The sequence below is a fragment of the Fulvivirga sp. genome (assembly GCF_040218215.1).
In the GTDB taxonomy this organism is placed as follows: domain Bacteria; phylum Bacteroidota; class Bacteroidia; order Cytophagales; family Cyclobacteriaceae; genus Fulvivirga.
The window spans coordinates 436664-456551 of the sequence record NZ_JAVJQL010000028.1 but is presented as its reverse complement, the minus strand read 5'-3'; the positions used below and the strand labels follow the sequence as shown (position 1 = coordinate 456551).

At 38.5% G+C, this 19888-nt stretch carries 21 protein-coding genes; 12 read left to right on the top strand and 9 right to left on the bottom strand.

The features are described from left to right. Positions 1-41: 41 nt before the first annotated feature. From RIB54_RS20330 to RIB54_RS20295, 8 genes are read left to right on the top strand one after another with little or no spacing between them, the layout of a single operon-like run. Complete coding sequence (locus RIB54_RS20330; protein ID WP_350067897.1) at positions 42-971, top strand: hypothetical protein; 930 nt, start codon at positions 42-44, stop codon at positions 969-971. Further along, a complete protein-coding gene (locus tag RIB54_RS20325) occupies positions 964-1629 on the top strand; it encodes a heme exporter protein CcmB (protein ID WP_350067907.1) in 666 nt (221 codons plus the stop codon). Before RIB54_RS20330 ends, RIB54_RS20325 begins: the two co-directional genes overlap by 8 nt. Before the next feature lie 12 nt (positions 1630-1641). Next, the gene (gene ccsA, locus RIB54_RS20320; protein ID WP_350067899.1) at positions 1642-2298 is read left to right on the top strand and encodes a cytochrome c biogenesis protein CcsA; all 657 of its coding nucleotides are present in this window, start codon (positions 1642-1644) and stop codon (positions 2296-2298) included. Then, positions 2295-2537: a CcmD family protein gene (locus RIB54_RS20315; protein WP_350067901.1), complete on the top strand. Its 243-nt coding sequence runs from the start codon at positions 2295-2297 to the stop codon at positions 2535-2537. The genes ccsA (RIB54_RS20320) and RIB54_RS20315 overlap by 4 nt, the downstream gene beginning before the upstream one ends. 4 nt (positions 2538-2541) lie before the next feature. Beyond that, positions 2542-2952, top strand: coding sequence for a cytochrome c maturation protein CcmE domain-containing protein (locus RIB54_RS20310; protein WP_350067903.1), 411 nt, complete (start codon positions 2542-2544; stop codon positions 2950-2952). Between the two features lie 16 nt (positions 2953-2968). Beyond that, complete coding sequence (gene ccsA / locus RIB54_RS20305; protein ID WP_350102717.1) at positions 2969-5506, top strand: cytochrome c biogenesis protein CcsA; 2538 nt, start codon at positions 2969-2971, stop codon at positions 5504-5506. A gap of 12 nt (positions 5507-5518) precedes the next feature. Beyond that, positions 5519-6304, top strand: coding sequence for a Rossmann-like and DUF2520 domain-containing protein (locus RIB54_RS20300; RefSeq protein ID WP_350102716.1), 786 nt, complete (start codon positions 5519-5521; stop codon positions 6302-6304). Continuing rightward, positions 6304-6744, top strand: a complete 441-nt coding sequence (locus RIB54_RS20295; RefSeq protein ID WP_350102714.1) for a hypothetical protein — start codon at positions 6304-6306, stop codon at positions 6742-6744. The genes RIB54_RS20300 and RIB54_RS20295 overlap by 1 nt, the downstream gene beginning before the upstream one ends. A gap of 153 nt (positions 6745-6897) precedes the next feature. On the opposite strand, the gene prmC is transcribed toward RIB54_RS20295, so the two are convergent. Continuing rightward, complete coding sequence (gene prmC / locus RIB54_RS20290; RefSeq protein WP_350102713.1) at positions 6898-7767, bottom strand: peptide chain release factor N(5)-glutamine methyltransferase; 870 nt, start codon at positions 7765-7767, stop codon at positions 6898-6900. 57 nt (positions 7768-7824) lie between these two features. On the opposite strand from prmC, the gene ribD reads away from it, so the two are divergent. Beyond that, entirely contained in the window at positions 7825-8862 is a 1038-nt protein-coding gene (gene ribD / locus RIB54_RS20285; protein WP_350102712.1) for a bifunctional diaminohydroxyphosphoribosylaminopyrimidine deaminase/5-amino-6-(5-phosphoribosylamino)uracil reductase RibD, read from the top strand. Positions 8863-8971: 109 nt separating this feature from the next. Further along, positions 8972-9454: a free L-methionine (R)-S-oxide reductase MsrC gene (msrC, locus tag RIB54_RS20280; RefSeq protein ID WP_350102710.1), complete on the top strand. Its 483-nt coding sequence runs from the start codon at positions 8972-8974 to the stop codon at positions 9452-9454. Between the two features lie 69 nt (positions 9455-9523). Here msrC and RIB54_RS20275 read toward each other — a convergent pair whose 3' ends face one another. From RIB54_RS20275 to RIB54_RS20250, 6 genes are all read right to left on the bottom strand, one after another. Beyond that, positions 9524-10045, bottom strand: coding sequence for a hypothetical protein (locus tag RIB54_RS20275; RefSeq protein ID WP_350102709.1), 522 nt, complete (start codon positions 10043-10045; stop codon positions 9524-9526). Further along, on the bottom strand, positions 10042-10695 hold the full coding sequence (locus RIB54_RS20270) for a phosphatidylserine decarboxylase family protein (protein ID WP_350070994.1): 654 nt from the start codon (positions 10693-10695) through the stop codon (positions 10042-10044). The genes RIB54_RS20275 and RIB54_RS20270 overlap by 4 nt, the downstream gene beginning before the upstream one ends. 19 nt (positions 10696-10714) lie before the next feature. Next, positions 10715-11989, bottom strand: a complete 1275-nt coding sequence (locus tag RIB54_RS20265) for a Glu/Leu/Phe/Val family dehydrogenase (RefSeq protein WP_350102708.1) — start codon at positions 11987-11989, stop codon at positions 10715-10717. Between the two features lie 71 nt (positions 11990-12060). Continuing rightward, positions 12061-12891 (bottom strand): phosphatidate cytidylyltransferase, encoded by an 831-nt coding sequence (locus tag RIB54_RS20260; protein WP_350102706.1) that lies wholly within the window; start codon positions 12889-12891, stop codon positions 12061-12063. Beyond that, positions 12872-13081 carry a putative signal transducing protein gene (locus RIB54_RS20255; protein WP_350070985.1) on the bottom strand — a complete coding sequence of 70 codons (210 nt, stop codon included), beginning with the start codon at positions 13079-13081 and terminating at the stop codon, positions 12872-12874. Before RIB54_RS20255 ends, RIB54_RS20260 begins: the two co-directional genes overlap by 20 nt. After that, on the bottom strand, positions 13056-14015 hold the full coding sequence (locus RIB54_RS20250; protein WP_350102705.1) for a CPBP family intramembrane glutamic endopeptidase: 960 nt from the start codon (positions 14013-14015) through the stop codon (positions 13056-13058). Before RIB54_RS20250 ends, RIB54_RS20255 begins: the two co-directional genes overlap by 26 nt. A 56-nt stretch (positions 14016-14071) precedes the next feature. On the opposite strand from RIB54_RS20250, the gene dusB reads away from it, so the two are divergent. Both dusB and RIB54_RS20240 read left to right on the top strand, forming a co-directional pair. Further along, on the top strand, positions 14072-15067 hold the full coding sequence (dusB, locus tag RIB54_RS20245) for a tRNA dihydrouridine synthase DusB (RefSeq protein ID WP_350102704.1): 996 nt from the start codon (positions 14072-14074) through the stop codon (positions 15065-15067). Between the two features lie 30 nt (positions 15068-15097). Continuing rightward, complete coding sequence (locus RIB54_RS20240) at positions 15098-16009, top strand: DMT family transporter (RefSeq protein ID WP_350102703.1); 912 nt, start codon at positions 15098-15100, stop codon at positions 16007-16009. A 150-nt stretch (positions 16010-16159) separates the two neighbouring features. On the opposite strand, the gene RIB54_RS20235 is transcribed toward RIB54_RS20240, so the two are convergent. Continuing rightward, positions 16160-19123, bottom strand: a complete 2964-nt coding sequence (locus tag RIB54_RS20235; protein WP_350102701.1) for a glycosyltransferase family 117 protein — start codon at positions 19121-19123, stop codon at positions 16160-16162. A gap of 89 nt (positions 19124-19212) precedes the next feature. Continuing rightward, positions 19213-19845 (bottom strand): hypothetical protein, encoded by a 633-nt coding sequence (locus RIB54_RS20230; protein WP_350102700.1) that lies wholly within the window; start codon positions 19843-19845, stop codon positions 19213-19215. Between the last annotated feature and the right edge of the window lie 43 nt (positions 19846-19888).

Here is a 19888-nt window from a genome sequence, read left to right as displayed (position 1 = left end):
TTAATGCCATAGGCGATTTTTTTAAAGGTATATGGCATTCGTTGATAGGATTAATTGTTGGCCTAAGGAGGTCTACAATTAAAAATAAATATCTTCTATTAGTCCTATCAATAATTGGAGCAGGGCTAGGTTTTTTGATTAACAATAATTCAAAACCAATTTATAGCAGCTCATTACTTTTAAGCTCAGATTATTTCAATGGCAGGATAATAGACAATGCAATAGAAAAATTGAATTTACTTTGTAAAGAAGAGGACAGGCTAGGGCTTGCCCGTGAGTTAGGTCTGAGTCAAGAAGTTGCTTTGAATATTAAAGAATTTACAGCAGTCCCATTTATTTCAGAAGATGATCGAGTAGAAATTGAAGTTTTAAAACAGAAACTTCAAGAGATGGATCTTGAAGAAATTGAAATAAACAAGATTATTTCAAGAATAGATATTGAAAATAAAAATGCTTTTCAGATAAATGTAAATGTTACAAAAAGTGAAATTATTGAAGGCATTGAGACGGCATTAGTCAATTATTTCAGGGATAATAAATATATAAAAAATAGAATCATTAGCAGGGAGAATTATCTGAAGGAACGGTTAGTTAAGCTTGAAAAGGAGAATTTGAAAATGGATAGCTTAAAAACAGCTATGATTGAGGTTTATGAGAGTATTGCTAAGAAAAGGCCAGCAGGTTCCGATAACCTATATATAGGAGAGCAATATTCAACCGATCCAATTACGGTATTCACGGAGGATTTAAGAATTAACGGTGAACTACTAAATGTAAAACAACAGCTGTATTTACAAAAGGACTTTGAGGTAATTGATGGTCTTACTGTTTATAGAAAGCCTGTAAGTGCCGGTCCAATAAAATCTGTTGCTTACGGCATTTTATTTGGAATAGGTGTTGGCTACTTGATAATTATGTTACTATCAATCAATCGATATCTGATAAAAGTCGAGTCTGAAATGGCTGGTTAGTTTGGTATTAGAATTCATCAAAAAAGAGCTTAAAATAGAATGGCGTAACAAATATGCCCTTAATGGGATATTATTATACCTAGTCAGCACCATTTTTATTTGCTATTTGAGCTTTAATGTTAAATCCAATCAGCTTAATGTAGTAACCTGGAATGCGCTGTTTTGGATAATTATTCTATTTGCCTCTATTAATGCGGTTGCCAAAAGCTTTATTCAGGAAAAGCAGGAGAGACTTCTTTACTATTACACGATCATTAGCCCACAGGCTTTGATATTTGCAAGAATTATGTATAATGCCCTTCTGTTAATATTGGTGGCCTTGTTGGGGTTCTTTTTCTACAGTATCATATTAGGCAATCCTGTAATCACTACTTGGTTGTTTCTGGCAATTATTTTATTGGCATCTGTAGGTTTTTCTTCTACACTAACCCTTATCTCGGCTATTGCCTCAAAGGCTGGAAATAATCAAACCCTAATGGCAGTGTTGGGTTTTCCAATCATACTACCAATGCTCCTTATGGTGATTAAGGTATCTAAAAATGCCATTGATGGACTTGCTTTATCTGCTAGCCTTGATGAATTAATAACCTTATTAGCAATTAATATAATTGTTGGGGCGGTTTCTTTTCTCTTATTCCCGTATCTTTGGCGCTCGTAAAACACGAGCATTATGCGCCAAAATTGGTGGAAATTTTTAACTGTATTTTTGCTGGGTTATACCTTCATAGGAGGGCTTCTTTTCGAAGTTCCCAGGCTTAATATATTAAATGAAACCATAAGGGCATTACACTTTCATGTTCCTATGTGGTTTGGGATGATTATCTTATTGTCCATTTCTGTTTACTATTCTATAAACTACCTTAGAAAAGGAAGTATTGAAACTGATCATAAGGCCATTGAATTTGCTAATGTGGGTGTTGTCTTTGGTGTTTTCGGAATCTTAACCGGCATGTTTTGGGCTCAGTTTACTTGGGGCGCATGGTGGAGTGGAGATCCTAAGCAAAATGCGTCAGCCATAGGGTTATTGATTTATTTTGCTTATTTCGTGCTTAGAGGTTCCTTGGAGAATGAAGAACAAAGAGCCAGAATCAGTGCGGTCTATAACATTTTTGCATTTTCTGCATTAATCCCATTATTGTTCATTTTACCAAGACTCACGGACTCACTGCATCCAGGTAACGGTGGTAATCCCGGTTTTAATGCCTACGATATGGATAGCAGGTTAAGATTGGTTTTTTATCCGGCTGTGGTAGCATGGACTATGTTAGGAGTTTGGATAGCTACTGTTAGATTTAGAATAAAAAGATTGGAATCTACTCACTTATGAAGAAATTGATACTCATATTTTTTCTCACATTTTCATTTAATGGAATGGCGCAGGAAAAACAAAAGATTGAAGCCTCTGATTACACCAACAATGATGTGGAAATGGCGGATGCTTTGAGAGAAGATGGTAAGATATATGTCCTTACAGGAATCATATTAATCATCCTGGCAGGAACTATTGCCTACCTTGTCACGATTGATAGAAAGGTGTCACGATTGGAGAAACAGTCAAAAAGTTAATATTATGAAAAGGTCTTATATAATTGGAATTGTATTAATAGCAGCTGCTATAGGCATTATCATTTCTACTGCTGGAGATGCCAGTAGTTATGTCTCTTTTGAAGACGCTTATGTAATGGCTAAGAATGGTGATAGCAAGAGCATCCATGTGGTAGGTGAACTCACTCATGACTCAAGTGGCGAGGTAACAGGCTTATATCCATCACCAGATAAGCTGTCTTTTAGGTTTGTAATGCAAGACGAAAAAGGTAAAGTGCAGGAGGTTTTTTATAATGAGCCGATGCCTGCTGATTTCACCAGATCTGAAAAGGTAGTGGTAATAGGTTCATATCATGATGATCTATTTGTTGCAGATAAAATATTAATGAAATGCCCTTCTAAATATCAGGAGACTACGGTAAACGCTGAAATGTAGGGAAAAGAGGAAAATAATGGTGCATGAATTTATCGGTGACTTAGGTCATTTCTGTGTTGTAGTTTCATTTATAAGTGCTTTATATGCAGCTTTTTGCTTCTTTAAGGCATCATCAATTGGAGAAATTTCCATAGCTGACAGTTGGACAAAGAATGGTCGAATGGCCTTTTATGTTCATGCCATTTCCGTACTTGGCATTGTAGTTAGCCTCTTCTTTATTATTTACAATCACTATTTCGAGTATCATTATGCATGGTCGCATTCTTCACGGAGGTTGCCAGCGCATTATATGATCTCATGTTTTTGGGAAGGACAGGAAGGCAGTTTCTTACTTTGGTTATTCTGGCATGCTTTATTGGGCATTATTATTATAGCTACTAACAAGTTTTGGGAGGCGCCTGTAATGACTGTATTTTCGGCTGTTCAGGCATTTCTAGGATCGATGATTCTTGGAGTGGTTATACCCGGCCTTGAATTAAAAATAGGAAGCTCACCTTTCATACTTTTAAGAGATGCTATAGCAGCTCCTATTTTTGCAAGTCAGCCTGATTTTGTGCCACAAGATGGAACAGGGCTAAATCCATTATTGCAGAATTACTGGATGGTTATCCATCCCCCAACATTATTTTTAGGCTTTGCAACAACCATTATTCCATTTGCTTATTGTATAGCCGGACTATGGAAAAGAAAATATACAGAATGGATCAGGCCAGCATTACCCTGGGCCCTGTTCTCTGCGGCTATTTTGGGTATTGGTATTTTGATGGGTGCTTACTGGGCTTATGAGACATTGAATTTTGGAGGGTACTGGAACTGGGACCCTGTAGAAAATGCAGTTTATGTGCCATGGTTATTTTTGGTAGCCGCTATCCATACCATGGTTGCATATAAGAATAGTACTACTGCTTTGAAATCTGCGATCGTATTGGTGATTACATCTTTTGTCCTGATTTTATATTCTACATTCTTGACAAGAAGTGGGGTGCTAGGAAATGCTTCAGTACATTCATTTACAGATTTGGGTCTATCCGGCCAGCTTTTAATATATCTAATATTCTTTACGGCAATTGCTATAGTTCTGGCTGTAGTCAGATGGAAGGAAATTCCAACTAGCAAGAAGGAAGCCGATACTTATTCCCGTGAATTTTGGATTTTCATAGGAGCCCTGTCATTATGCCTAATGGGTTTTCAGGTTTTGATACCTACATCAATTCCTGTATTTAACAAGGTAATTGAACTTTTTGGTGGCATTGGAAATTTTGCACCTCCCGCCAATCAGATTGAATATTACTCTAAATTCCAATTGTGGTTTGCTGTAGTAGTGGCCTTACTGTCAGGCGTGGGGCAGTTTTTCTGGTGGAAGAAAATAGACCTTAAAACTTTAAAGGATAACCTGACTGTCCCTTTGGTTTTGACTCTGATAGTAAGTTCTGCAATTATCCTTTTCGGAGATGTGGCTGATCCCGCTTATATCATTTTGTTATTAGCTGGAGTATTTACTGTTATTGCCAATGGAAAAATCTTAATTGGCCTATTCAAAAGCAGTCCCAAATTATCTGGTGGTGCTATTACCCATATTGGTATTGGACTAATGCTTATCGGAATCATGTTTTCAGCAGGGTATTCTAAGGTAGTTTCCCTGAACAATACTGGCATGCTCATCTCAAAAGAGTCATCAGCAGAGTTTAATAGTGAGAATCTGCTCCTGTTCATCAACGAGCCGAAAACGATGCTCGATTATGATTTGAAGTACAAAGGGGAGCGGTTAGAGCCTGTGAATGAGAATATGTTTATCTCTAAAAATGATGTTGCTAAGACAGCAGTTGCTCATTTGGTTACAGCAAAAACTCAAATCTTTAAAGGAGATGAATTGATTTTTGATGTTAATGATACTATAGAAATCGCTCCGGAAAATACATTCTACGAGATTGAATACACCACAAAAGATGGTGAAACATTTACATTATACCCAAGGGCGCAGGTTAATGAAGCCATGGGAGGATTATTAGCTTCACCAGATATAAAGCGAGGACTAAGCAGCGACCTTTACACGCATGTGAGCTCTGTGCGTAACCCTACAGAGGAACAGGAGTGGAGTGAAATGGAGGAGTTTAGAGTGGGTATTGAAGAAAACTTCTTTGTCAATGATTATGTGGCTAGTGTGGAAGGGCTACAGAGATTGGAGACTTTGGACGGAGTAGACTTAACATCGGAAGATGTAGCTATAAGAGCGAGAATTAAAGTACAGGGTGAAGAGCGAGACTATATTTCAGAGCCTGTATTCCTGATTAAAGATGGGCTTGTTGGCAGAATATCTGATGAAGTGGATGATCTAGGGCTGAAGCTTACTTTATTGAATGTTCATCCTGAGACTAATAATTTTTCTATAGGCGCCAATACAAGGCAAAAGAACTGGGTAGTGCTTAAGGCACTTGAAAAGCCTTATATTAATCTGCTTTGGCTAGGTACATTTATTCTGGTAATTGGTTTTGGGGTTGCTATTAACAGAAGGTATTCCGAATTTCAGAAAATGAAAAACAAAGGATTGGAATAACTTCAAAAGCCTATGGGCAAAAACATATCTTTTATTGGATCAGGAAATGTAGCATGGCATCTGGCGCCAGCCTTGGAAAATGCAGGCCACGTTGTAAGAGAGGTTTATAGCCGGAATTCAAAAAATGCTTCTAAGCTGGTCGATCGTCTTTACCAGGCGGAGGTAAAGGAAGACCTTGATTTCTCTGGGAGCAATTCCGAAATTTTTATTATTTCTGTTAGTGATGATGCCATTGATGATGTGGCTCAGGAAATAGTCCTGCCCGAGGATGCTCTTGTGGTGCATACATCTGGTGCCAAGTCGATTGGTATTTTAGGGTATACGGCATCAGAATTCATAGGCGTTTTTTATCCTTTGCAAACCTTTAGTAAATCCAAGAAAGTAAATTTTGAGGATATTCCTATCTGCATAGAAGCTGAAGATCCTGAAACGGAGAAGGCACTGAAAAGCCTTGCCAAAAGCATCAGCAAAAAAGTAGTTACTATTAATAGTGCAGATAGAAAAACGCTACACGTAGCTGCTGTATTTGCCTGTAATTTCACAAATCACTGTATGGCCATTGCAGAAGACATACTCAACGCCAACAAAATGGACTTTGATCTTTTAAAGCCATTGATTGTTGAAACGTTAAACAAAAGCTTTGAACTAGGGCCACATAATGCACAGACCGGCCCGGCTAAGCGCCATGATTTTGAAACGCTGGATAGCCATATGGAATATCTTGACAATAATGAGCGACTGGCTGAGTTGTACCGACTATTTTCTCAGCACATTGTTGACATGCACCCTCGTTCATAATGTCATCGCATCATATAGTCAGGGATGAGCAGGAACCTGCATTAATAGTTTTCAACCCATGCTTCAATGAACAAACTATTCAGGAATTGCTTGAGTGGAGCCCTACCGTAATCACAAAATCAGAGTTGATAGAAGAGCTACTGCCTTACGGCTTCAAAATAGATGTGGTTATTGGCTCAATAGAGGGAAAAGAATCGGTTATGTCTTTATTATCCCATCAACAGCCTTTTAAATATCTTTCAAAAAACACCTCAGACGATGATCTATTGCAGGTCATTTATTATTTAACAGCTTCAAAATATAAAGCAGCAAATCTATTGTTAGAGCCTACAGAGGAGACATTGAATTTAATTAATCCATTCCTCAACCAGCTTGACCTGGTAATTTATGACCAAAGGGTCAAATGGATTTATAGCAGGGAATCAACTTTCAGCAAATGACTGCCGGCTGGTGCTGTGTTAAAATTTAGAAGTGACTCAATCAGGGTCACTCAAAATCAGAAACCTTTAGAATATGAGTTATTGTCAGGAGAATGTGTTTGTAAAGTGCAGGAAGAAGGTCAAACGGTAATCAGCGGACAAGAGGGGTTTTGGTTAGGTCAAAGTGTTTGACGCCTTTACAATTCTGTCTTTGCCATTAATATCCTGAATGATTTCAATGTTTTTATAACCCTCATTTTCCAGCAACTGCGCCACCTGATTCCCAAAACGCTCATTAATTTCGAAATATAACCGCCCTTCATCCCTCAGGCATCCACGGCCAGCGGAAGCAATTTTCTGATAGAAAATTAATGGGTCTTCATCGCTGACAAAAAGCGCAGTATTAGGCTCATAGTTTAGTACATTTGGCTTCATCAGCACCTTTTCACTTTCTGTGATGTAAGGTGGGTTACTCACCAAAACATCAAGCCCAATCACAGGAATTCGCTCTGTCAATATGTCGATCATCAAAAAGTCAATATCCACATTATGCCTGGTAGCATTTTGTCTGGCTATTTTTATCACCCTGGGGTCAAAATCAATAGCATAACCTTTATTCAACTTAAGCTCTTTAATCAGAGTGATGGGGATGCAGGCGCTACCTGTTCCAACGTCAAGAAACTTAATTTTCTTCTCTTTGCTGTCTTTGATAATTAAGTCAACAAGTTCCTCAGTTTCATTTCTTGGGATGAGCACGCCTTGGGCTACATTGAACTTTCGGCCATAGAACTCAGCCTCTTCCAGTATATATTGAATAGGCTCATTCTTATTTATTCTTTCAATAAAGGCCTTTAATTCTTTGCCCTGCGACTTGCTGATGTTGATAGACCTATCAGTAATGATCTCTGACTTATTGATATTAAAAAGCTCATCAATAATGATGTAAGCCAGGCTTTGTTTTTCCTGATCAGATTCATCAATAGTGATATTGTTAATCACATATTGCAATAATTTTTTCGAAGAATCGGGAATAATTTCTGACATTGTGTTTAATCAGATAGGGTTTGCTAACATTGCAAAGCTTGTTTAAAACACCAATATATGACTTTGGGCGTAAATATAGATGAATTTTATATGCAACGGGCAATTGATCTTGCCAAACTTGGTTTTGGACAGGTGAGTCCTAACCCAATGGTGGGGTGTGTGATTGTTCATGACAGAAAGATTATTGGTGAAGGCTGGCATCAGAAATATGGCGAGGCTCATGCCGAAGTAAATGCCATTAATGCTGTAAATGACAAGTCGCTTTTATCTCAAAGCACCTTATACGTCAACCTTGAGCCCTGTGCTCATTATGGTAAAACTCCTCCTTGCGCTGACCTCATTGTTGAACATAAACTCAAGGCTGTAAAAATCGCCAATGTGGACTCGAATCCATTGGTAGGTGGCAAAGGTATAGAGAAATTAAAGCATGCTGGCATAGAAGTAGAGACAGGTATTTTGGAAACTCAATCCAGGGAGTTGAACAAACGATTCTTTACATTCTTAGAAAAGAGCAGGCCGTATATCATTTTGAAATGGGCGCAAACTGCTGATGGATATATAGCACGAAAGAATTATGATTCTAAATGGATCAGTGGGGAAGAAAGCAGGAAGCTGGTGCACAAGTGGCGTGGTGAGGAGGATGCGATTATGGTGGCTACGCATACTGCCCAGTATGATAATCCGAGGTTAGATGTGAGGGATTGGTCAGGTGATAATCCTGTGAGAGTGGTAATCGATAAGAAATTAGAACTTCCAAGTACGCTTAACCTATTTGATGGCAGTATTCTCACTTTATGCTATAATCTTAAAAAAGATGAGTCCGCTGAAAATATAGAATGGATAAAAGTGGAGGAAGAGGATATGCTCAAAAACATCTTCAAAGACCTGTATCAAAGAGACATTCAATCCATCATTATTGAAGGGGGTGCGGCATTGCATAAGAATTTGATTGATGCTCATTTGTGGGATGAAGCCAGGGTTTTTATTTCAGAAACGGTTTTTGGCGGAGGTATAGATGCGGCCAGAATATCTTTACCACATCAGGAAGAAATTATTAACGAAGATAAATTGTTGGTTTACAGAAATAGGAAATAACAATCGTCACTTCGAAACTGAGTTTAGCGAAGTGAGAAGTCTCCTTTATTAATTGGGGGGCTTCTCTCCGCCAACTGGCGGATCGAAGTGACGGCAGATATAAGAAACAATGGCAGAAGAACTAATCATCAACACCTCTACAGATAAGAGAGAAAAGTACGAATCATTATTACCTCAGATAGAAGGACTCATTTCATATGAGGACGATTTGATAGCGAACTTATCCAACATAGCAGCTGCCTTGAAATTCGGGATGAATTTCTTTTGGGTGGGCTTTTATATAGTGAAAAATGATGAATTGGTACTGGGGCCATTCCAGGGACCAATTGCCTGCACAAGGATTAGAATGGGCAAGGGTGTTTGCGGAACAGCATGGGAGAAGAATGAAACTGTACTAGTGCCTAATGTTGATGAATTTCCAGGACACATTGCCTGTAGCTCAGATTCTAAATCAGAGATAGTTTTAACCGCTTCTAAAAATGGAGAAGTACAATTAATCCTTGATGTGGACAGTGATCAGCTGAATGATTTTGATGAAATAGATAAGGAATATTTAGAGCAGCTGATGAAGATAATTGAAGAGAAGTTATAGTTTTATTAGCCGCTGAGTTCACAGAGTGGAGCAGAGAAAATCCTTTGCGGAACCCTGTGGTTTATTACTTTAAAAATGATAACCCAAACTTAAACCTCCTGAATACCAAAATGTATTAATTAGGGCATTTTCCTCTGGTGATATGACATAATGAGGAGTTATCCCAAATTTTAATAAGAAACCACGTTCTGCTTCATATCTATAACCTGCGAATCCTGTCATATTAACTATTACCTGAGTTTTACGTGCAGCAATATAACTTTCATGGCCAATTAAAAAACCAGAACCTATCTCAAAAAAATGCTTCGACATACCTATTGTATATGCAATTAAAACCGGAGTATAAAAAACACGATACTTCTCGGTTTCATAGATGTTTCCAACTGTCATTGGGTATTTCGGGTTTTGTTTCCAATAACCAAATCCTACTCTTGCTATTAATTTTTCACTTAAATTCTTTTCATAATTCAAAGAGTACGGGCCGCCATTGCCTAGCAACTCAAAATAGATGGCATTCTCAGTTTGACCAAAGGCATTATTTGTGCAGAGGAATAGTAATAAGCTGATTAATCCTTTTAACCAGTACTTCATATCTCCGCCAACACAGTCCTTCCACCCTTGGTTTTGTCACCTTCTTTTACAAGAATTTTAGTGCCAACAGGAAGAAAAATATCAACTCTGGAGCCGAATTTGATGAAGCCAAATTCTTCACCATGTTCTAAGCTTTGGCCTTCATTAACATACCATTTGATCCTGCGGGCTACAGCACCAGCAATCTGACGAACCAGCACAGAAATGCCATTGTCCATCTTTACCACCATAGTAGTACGCTCGTTTTCAGTGCTTGACTTAGGATGCCATGCTACCAGATATTTGCCGGCATGGTATTTAAAAAATTCTACTACTCCTTTTACCGGAGTTCTATTAACATGGACATTAACAGGAGACATGAATATGGAGATTTGTATTCTTCTGTCTTTCAAAAACTCTTCTTCAGTAGTTTCTTCAATCACTACCACTTTACCATCAGCAGGTGCTATCACCTGGTTAGGCTGGGCATTAATCTTGAAAATAGGGTTTCTGAAAAACTGTAAAACAAGAAGGAAGATTATCGTACTCGCAACACCCGATATTTGTACTACCATACCGCCACCGTAGCTTTGATATAGTGCTATGTTGATAGTTGCCAACACAATTAGCATTACCAATAATAATAACCTGCCTTCTTTATGTATAGTCAAAATGTAATTTGATTTAGGTTTAGAATCCGCCTCTAAATTTGTAAGTTTTAGCAACTTTATCAATAGCAACGATATAAGCTGCGATTCTCATTGACACATCGTGCTCTTGTGATGTTCTGTAAACATTGTCAAAAGCATCTTTCATAATCCTGTCAGATCTCCTGTTTACACGCTCTCCAGTCCACTTATAACCTAATCTGTTTTGTACCCACTCAAAGTAAGAAACAGTAACACCACCGGCATTTGCCAAAATATCAGGGGTTACCATAATTCCTTTTTCATTGATGATGTTATCAGCTTTGGCTGAAGTAGGGCCATTAGCACCTTCAACAATTAGCTTAGCTTTTATCTGATCAGCATTTTGAGAAGTAATAACATCTTCGGTAGCTGCAGGCACAAGCACATCAACCTCAAGTGTCAATAATTCAGCATTATCAATTTTTTCAGCACCGTTAAACCCTTCAAGTGTGCCATTATTGCCATTTCTATAATCGATGGCTGCTTTTATATCAATACCGTTTTCATTATGATAAGCACCGGAAAGGTCACTCACAGCCACTACTTTCACACCTCTTTCTGCTAACAGAAGGGCGGCAAAAGAGCCTACATTACCAAATCCCTGTACAGCACAAGTGGCCTTGTAAGGATTGATTTTTAATTTTTCCATAGCTGCCAATGCAGAAACCATTACTCCACGTCCAGTGGCTTCAGTTCGTCCTAACGAACCACCAAGTACTAAAGGCTTACCAGTAACTACAGAGTTAATGGTCATACCTTGTGTTCTTGAGTACTCATCCATCAACCAGGCCATTTCCCTTGGTCCCGTTCCCATATCCGGTGCTGGAATGTCTCTGTCAGGTCCAAATATTTCAATCATTGATAAGGTATAACTTCTCATCAAACGCTCGATTTCTCCTGCAGACATCTCCCTTGGGTTGCACTTGATACCACCTTTGGCACCGCCATAAGGAATATCAACTACGGCACATTTCCAGGTCATCCAAGCGGCAAGGGCTTTTACCTCATCAAGGTTAACCCCCGGGTCAAACCGGATACCACCTTTAGATGGCCCCAGGATATTGGAGTGAATTACGCGATAACCATCAAACACTCTGATGGAGCCATCATCCATAGTGATGGGTAGCGATACGATTACTTGTTTTGCAGGAGATTTTAGTACGTTGTACACTTCATCATCCAACCCTAAAATTTGTGAAGCAATATGAAATCTTGACATCATTGCCTCGAAAGGGTTTTTCTCGTCTTTCAAAGGTGCAGGTTCAATGTAACCCATAAATACTAGTTTTTTGGTAGTTTAAATCGATTGCAAATTTATGTAATTATAAATCATAACTTCTTGAGTTATCAAAAGATTTTAAGGAAGGCTGCAATGAAAGGAGCCGCCAATAAAAGGCCATCAAACCGATCTAAAAATCCACCATGACCGGGTATTAATCTTCCGGAATCTTTTATTTCAATACTTCTCTTAAAAAGCGATTCTACAAGGTCGCCATATGTGCCACAAATTACGATAATTATACCAATTGAAAACCATTGCCACGGTGCTAATGAGTCACTAAAGTGCGATAGGGTATATGACATGCCCATGGCCAGGATAAATCCTCCCAAACTTCCTTCCCAAGATTTCTTAGGTGATACCCTTTCAAAAAGTTTTCTTCTGCCATACCTAACGCCAGCAAAATAGGCGCCAGTATCATTCGACCATAAAATGAGCAGAGACCCCAATATGAGCTCAAAAGCATATTCTTCAAGGCTGAAGGCAATGACATTTAATAATGAGAATGGAATAGCCACATAAATGATTCCTAAAAAAGTAAATGCAATACCTCTAAAGGGTTTTACTTCATTTTTTTTATATAGATAGATGAGGTAAACACAGACTACTATTGGGAAAAGTAGAAAATAGTATTTGTCATTTAAATGGCCGCTTTCAATGAAATATGACAAAGTAAAAAGACTGAACCCGCTAAATGTGCCAAAGGTTTTTAAAGGTAGCATCCCATCCAGGCCTACGAGTTTGTAAAACTCAAGCTGGGTAATCATGCAAATGGCAAGAAAAATTACAAAATACAGCCACTCGCTAAAATATAGCCCGAAGCCAATTAGCAAAGCGCCTAATATAGCGGCAATGATACGTTGTGTTAAATTACTATACTTACTTAAAATCGATGTCATTTTTTATAATCTGCAGTGCCCTAATAACATCATCGGCAGATACATGTACTTCATGAGCACCGAAGTTATTATAAGATGAGTCCTTTTTATTTATTATCACTGCGTTTATAGCAGCGTCTTCCAATACATCTTTAACTATTTCTGCTCTGTATGATTGTTCAGCGCTATACACCTTTTGCCATGCTGCCATCTTTAGAGTTTATAGTTTGATAATGTTTGCGAAAATAGAAAATTAGACCAGAAGTAATAATAGTGAATAATAAAACAGCAGGCAATTCAGGAGGGTCGCTATTTTGAATATCGTAGGCAACTATCTCTTCGCTGTAGAAATATATCATGCAAAGGGTGAATGCATTATTGACAAAATGCGCAAAAATAGGAATGAGTAAATTGCCTGACCATAGATACAAGTAGCCAAACAGCGCTCCTAAAAACATTCTTGGGAAGAAACCAAAGAACTGCATATGAATACCACTAAACAATGCTGCACTGATCCATATTGCCCAGTGCGCATTACCAATGCCTTTGGATAGCCTGTTTTGTACCAGACCCCTGAAGACAAATTCCTCTGCTATTGCGGGAAAAACAGCCATAATAAATAAGGCTACAATGAACTGAGCGTTACTGTCGAATGTGGCTAGAAAACCTGTAAGCTCTGCCGCCATTTGCTCTTTTTCCTGAGCCCATTGCTCAAAACCACTTAAGAATTCTGGCAAGTTAACGTTGGCATTCCACTCAATAATGAGGCTGTTAAAACCCATAAATGTAAAAGTGATGATGCCCGCCAGGCCAAGGCCTATTATACTTAAAGTGTTGGCAAAGAAGGCCTTTACAGGAATGTGCATTTTGGCCTTTACATATATGAGTGGCACAAGAACCATCCCTAAAGTGGAGCCAGCTTGAAGAAAATACAGCAATGTTTTGCCATCTGGGCTGGAGGCTGGGTCAGCTAAGGTATTTTGAAGCGAAGTAAGATCCTGGGAGTAAAAGGGTATTCCTATTATAAATCCAATGAGTGGACCAATGATAATAAAACCAATGAGCGCTATAAATAGAAGGACAAAAGCATTAAAAACACCCTGACTTCCACCTGGCAATTCTACCTCACTTTTAATTATGTCCATAATTTGATCTAAATTTACAGTTTATTTTAAAGGTCACTAAAGTAAGCATTATCAAAATGGTTAAAATCGGAAATATTGAGGTTGGTGAATTTCCATTATTACTGGCACCCATGGAGGATGTTAGTGACCCTCCATTCAGAGCGGTATGTAAAGAAAATGGTGCTGACTTGATGTACACGGAGTTTATCTCGGCAGAAGGGCTTATTAGAGATGCGGCTAAAAGTGTGCAGAAACTTGATATCTATGATTACGAGCGCCCTATCGGGATTCAGATTTTTGGTGATAAGATAGAGTCTATGCGCGAGGCTGCCGCTATTGCAGAGGAGGCACAGCCAGAGTTGGTAGATATTAACTATGGCTGTCCGGTTAAGAAAGTTGCATGTAAGGGAGCAGGTGCAGGTATCTTGCTTGACATCCCGAAGATGCAGAAAATGACTGAGGAGATAGTAAAGCAGGTTAAACTGCCAGTTACTGTTAAAACTCGTTTGGGTTGGGATGATAGCACCATCAGAATTGTGGAAGTGGCCAAAAGATTACAAGACGTTGGTATCCAGGCTTTGACCATACATGGGCGTACCCGCCAGCAGATGTATAAAGGAGTAGCCGATTGGACTAAAATTGCCGAGGTCAAAAACCATCCTGATATCCACATTCCAATTTTTGGTAATGGTGATATTGATAGTCCTGAGAAGGCACTTGAATATAAAAATAAGTATGAAGTTGATGGGATAATGATTGGCAGAGCAGCCATTGGTTATCCATGGATATTTAATGAAATTAAGTATTTTCTGGAAACAGGAAAGAAATTGGAAGAGCCAACCTTGAATGACCGGATAGAGGTTACTAAAAAGCATCTGGATTTTTCTGTACAGTGGAAAGGTGAGAAGCAAGGCCTTTTTGAAATGCGCAGACATTACACAAACTACTTCAGAGGATTGCCTAATTTCAAGCCTTATAGAATGAAGCTGGTTACACTAGATAGCCACGCAGAAATTGTTGAAGTACTTCAGGATATTAAGGAAAATTTTCAGGAAGTTTACGCGGCAGTTTAAGCACTGCGTTCATCTATTCTTATTGTAATTATGACCAAGCAAACTGGTGCCCTTGCCTGGGTGTTGATGGCTGTACTGTCATTGATCTGGGGGAGTTCTTTTATTTTGATAAAAAGAGGCCTTGATGTATTTAGTGCTGGTGAAGTAGGTGCCATCAGAATAATAGCAGCTTCTACATTTCTTTTACCTTTTGCAATTAAAGGACTGAAAAATGTCCAAAGGAAAGATTGGGTACTGTTACTCTGTGTAGGGCTTTTTGGAAGCTTTATACCGGCCTTTTTATTCGCCAAAGCCCAAACTCAAATACCGAGCTCAGTAGCCGGGATTCTTAACGCTTTAACACCACTTTTCACCATGATTATCGGTGCGGTGTTTTACAGTCAGAAGTTTACAGCCAAAACAGTGCTGGGCTTGATTATTGGATTTGGAGGAACTGTAGTGCTGATACTTGCAGGCACCGGAGGAGACCTGAGTGCTTTGAATTATTATGCACTTTTGGTGGTATTGGCTACTATTTTTTATGGCGCTAATTTGAATTTGATCAAGTTTAAAATTCCTGATTTACGAGCTAGGACCATAACCAGCATTTCTTTAATGCTGGTAGGACCATTGGCAATAGCCTATTTGTTTATAATGACCCCTTTTGTTGATAAGCTTGCTTCTGAAGAGGGAGCATATTTCTCATTAGGTGCTATTGTTTTATTGGGTGTAATGGGAACTGCGATTGCCCTTATCCTTTTCAACCAATTGGTAAAAATAACGACTCCAATTTTTACCAGCTCTGTTACTTACTTAATACCCATAGTGGCAGTAATCTGGGGGATTTTAGATGGAGAAGAACTTTTCCTTGGCCACTACCTGGGCATGGCGGCTATTATCTTTGGAGTTTATCTGGCCAATAGGAAGAAGAAACCTATTCAACCGGCCCAAGTTCCGAAATAGGATAATCATAAATTTAGGAGACAATCTTTTCCTTGCTGAAAATCTTCTCTGTGTCACTCTGCTAGCTCCGCGGTTTTAATTTACCACAGAGTTCACGGAGAAACACAGAGGAGTTGAATATACAATAGTCAATTTTATTACTAATCTTCTTTAGAAATTACCTCTGTTCAGCTGAATCTTTCCAACGCCAGCATCATAAGCGTCTTCGTATTTTTTGGCCAGCTCGTCTTCACCATTTCTGTAAAGTGTTCTCTGAAGTTCAGCAAGTATTACAAGGTTTACCTGAATCTCATACCCCATGCTGCCATTTCCAGACTTTATAAGGTATTCAAGCATTTCCACTGAACGATCACCCAGGGTCTGCGCAACTTCCTTGGCTTTATCACCGGCATCAACCATATATAGTAGTGCTACAGTTCTGGCGGTCGTATAGTCATAATTGATAGAAGTGTCTGGCATTCTCTCCAAGCTAAATAGTAAAGCCTTTCTGGCTCTTTCCTTATCACCTTCATCTATCAACGCCTGAGCTAAAGTGTTAAAACTGCTTCTGTGATTAAGAACAAAGTTCCTGTAATCTTCAGAGTAGTACACATTAGGATTATCCAACTCACGATAGAAGAAATTGTTCATCATATTATCATACATGATATCAGTATCCACAAAATCCTCTTCAGGATTTGGGTTTTTGATAGGTAATATTCTAAAGGCATTACCCTCCTGAATAGCATACTGGCTAAGATCAAAATTGATCTGCTGCATGGATGTGTTGTTGAGATAAATTGGTCTTTCCCAATTTGCAGTGGCAATATTATCCAATATGGCCAAATCTTTCTTCTCTATACCGCCTTTGCCTTTTTTAAGACTGAAAACCATATTATCAACTAACAGACTGTCCATTCCATCGGGAATAATACCAAGGCTTCTTACATGCTCTTTATCTACTTTAATTGAAAAAGTTTTACTTGGAACGACATTACTATTTGGGTATAACTTAAGTCGCTTATCATTATTCTTAAGCAAATTCAGAAATTGATTAACGTCTAAAACTTTAACTCCTAAATCTTCGAAGTACAGATAATCATTAAGGCCGCCCTGTTTGTAATTGTCCAGTGTCAAAGTAAATGGGAATGGCTCTGATTCATATACCTGACGCATCATTTGGCCAATGTACCAATCAGTATTATAATAACTTAAAACAGTGACTCTTGCGTCAGTTTTAAAACCTTCTACATCTTGTGCATACCAAAGTGGAAAAGTGTCATTATCTCCACCAGTATATAAAATTGCATTTGGTGCTAAAGAAGCAAGGAAGTTTTTAGCGGAATCAACAGAGAAAAACCTATTACTTCTGTTATGATCGTCCCAACCCTGTTGAGCCATAATGGCCGGTGCAATTAAGCAGATGACTGTAGCTATAATTGCCCCCATTTTTTTGGAGCCAAACCTGCCAATTAATTCTCCTAAGCCCAATACTGCAAACCCTATCCAGATGGCAAATGCATAATAAGAACCCACATAGATATAATCCCTTTCCCGTGGCTCAATAGGAGGTGAATTCAGGTATAGAATTAGTGCTAATCCTGTCAAGAAAAACAACATGGCAACTACTGCAAATTCCCTTTTACTTTTAGAGTATTGAAAGAACATACCTACAATACCTAATATCAGTGGGATCATAAAGAAGTTATTCCTTCCAGGATTGTTTGCCAGTTTGGATGGTACTTTTTCCATGGCGCCTAATGGACTCAGCCAGTCAGCATCCTGAATATCACTTTCCCGGCCTGCAAAATTCCACAGGAAGTAACGCATGTACATCCACCCCATCTGGTGTTTAAACATGAACATGATATTGTCACCAAAACTAGGTTTTTCACCATCTCGAAGTCCTGTCACTTCCTTATAACGCTGGACGTGCTGAGGGGCATTGCTGTACATTCTAGGCAGTATAGTAGTTTGGGATGGATCGTAGACATAGCTTCTTGATCTTTCCTGAATTTCGTATTCATCTTTTCCTTTCACATAAGAAGCTGCACCTTCTTTAACATCAACAGGTTGAGCAGTGAAGTACTGTCCATGTAGTAGCGGCCTACTTCCATACTGCTCCCTTTTAAGGTACTTCACAAAAGACATCACATCAGAAGGGGCGTTTTCGTTAATAGGTGTATTGTAATTAGATCTGATTACAACTAGGGCATAAGAGGAATAGCCAATCAGGATAAAAGCTAAACCTGTAAGGCAGGTATTAAGAATAACTTTCTCTTTTTTGATGGAGTAGATAATTCCCCAGATCAAAGCTCCTATGATTAGAGAACCAATGAAAATAGCGCCCGAACCAAATGGCAAACCTAGGCTGTTTACAAAATAGATTTCAAAACTTCCGGCCAATGATGGTAAGCCCGGAATGATAATGTTATTGATTAATATTACAATGAATCCACTAACGGCCATTGCAGCTACAATGCCCCATGTGGTTGGTTCTTTATACTTTTTGAAATAATAGATAAGGCCTAATGCAGGTATGGTTACAAGGTTCAAAAGGTGAACACCAATTGAAAGTCCCATCATATAGGCAATAAGAATCAACCAACGGTTGGCCCTGCTTTCATCTTCCATCAATTCCCATTTCAAAATGGCCCAAACCACAAATGCCGTAAAGAATGATGACAATGCATAAACTTCAGCTTCTACAGCAGAAAACCAAAATGAGTCTGAGAAAGTATAGGCCAATGCTCCAACAGCCGAAGCGCCTAATATCATAATAGTTTGACCAAGGTCCATTTCTTCAACATTACCAACTTTCAAAAGCTTTCTGGAAAGCATTGAAATGGTCCAGAAAAGGAACAGAATGGTAAAGGCACTTGAAAGTACACTGATCATATTGATCCAGTAAGCTACCTGAGTAACATCTCCAAATGCGAAGAATGAAAATATACGTCCTAATAAAAGAAAGAAAGGTGCACCTGGAGGGTGTGGCACCATCAATTTATATGAAACGGCAATAAATTCACCACAGTCCCAGTAGCTGGCTGTCTCCTCAGCGGTAATCAGATAAACCAATGCGCTTATGCCAAATACTATCCAGCCTCCTATATTATTGATTTTATTAAAATTCATTCAATCGATTTTTTAAATTTTAAATGGCGAAATTAACGAACTATCAACAATTAACCATACTTAGCTTTACTAACGGAAGATGCTGAGCATTATTTATATATCATGGCATAGAAACCCAGCCATAAAAGAAAGAATAAAACATAGGAGCTAAAAACAATGGCGTAGGCAATATTTTTCTTTTTTTGAGCTACAGTATGTATTCCATAGACCAGTATAAACCAATAGGCAACTTCAAAAATATTTAGCGCTTTTAATGGATAAAAAGCCCTGGCAGGTAATGTTTCAGTATCAAAAAAGTTAATTAGTGAGAATGGATAAAAAGCCCGAATGTCAAAAATGTTATAATCTCCAAAAACGAATAAAAACCAGCATATTTTTAGAAACTCAGGGATGAGGAATATGGCTTCAGAAATCATGACCACCTTCCAGGTTTGGGCATAGGTAATTCTATAACCAAACATAAAGCAGCCCATCCAGATGGTGAAACTAATAATGGTGAATTTGAAGAGGTAAACAACGGGTATGGTAAGGTACTGCAAGGCGTTTATAGCATGAAACATGCCCATTTCCCCCCTTTGATCAAGTATTTCAAAAGCGGTAGTCTCATTTTCGACAAATGTTTTCTTCACCACCAACAATGTTAAGGTGGCAAGGCAAAGCATTAAAAAAAATGCCCAGGTATTGGTGTCATAAATACCTTTATCTTTGACTTCTTGATTCATGGCTGAAAATTAGACAATTAACCTATAACTTTAGGTGCCATTT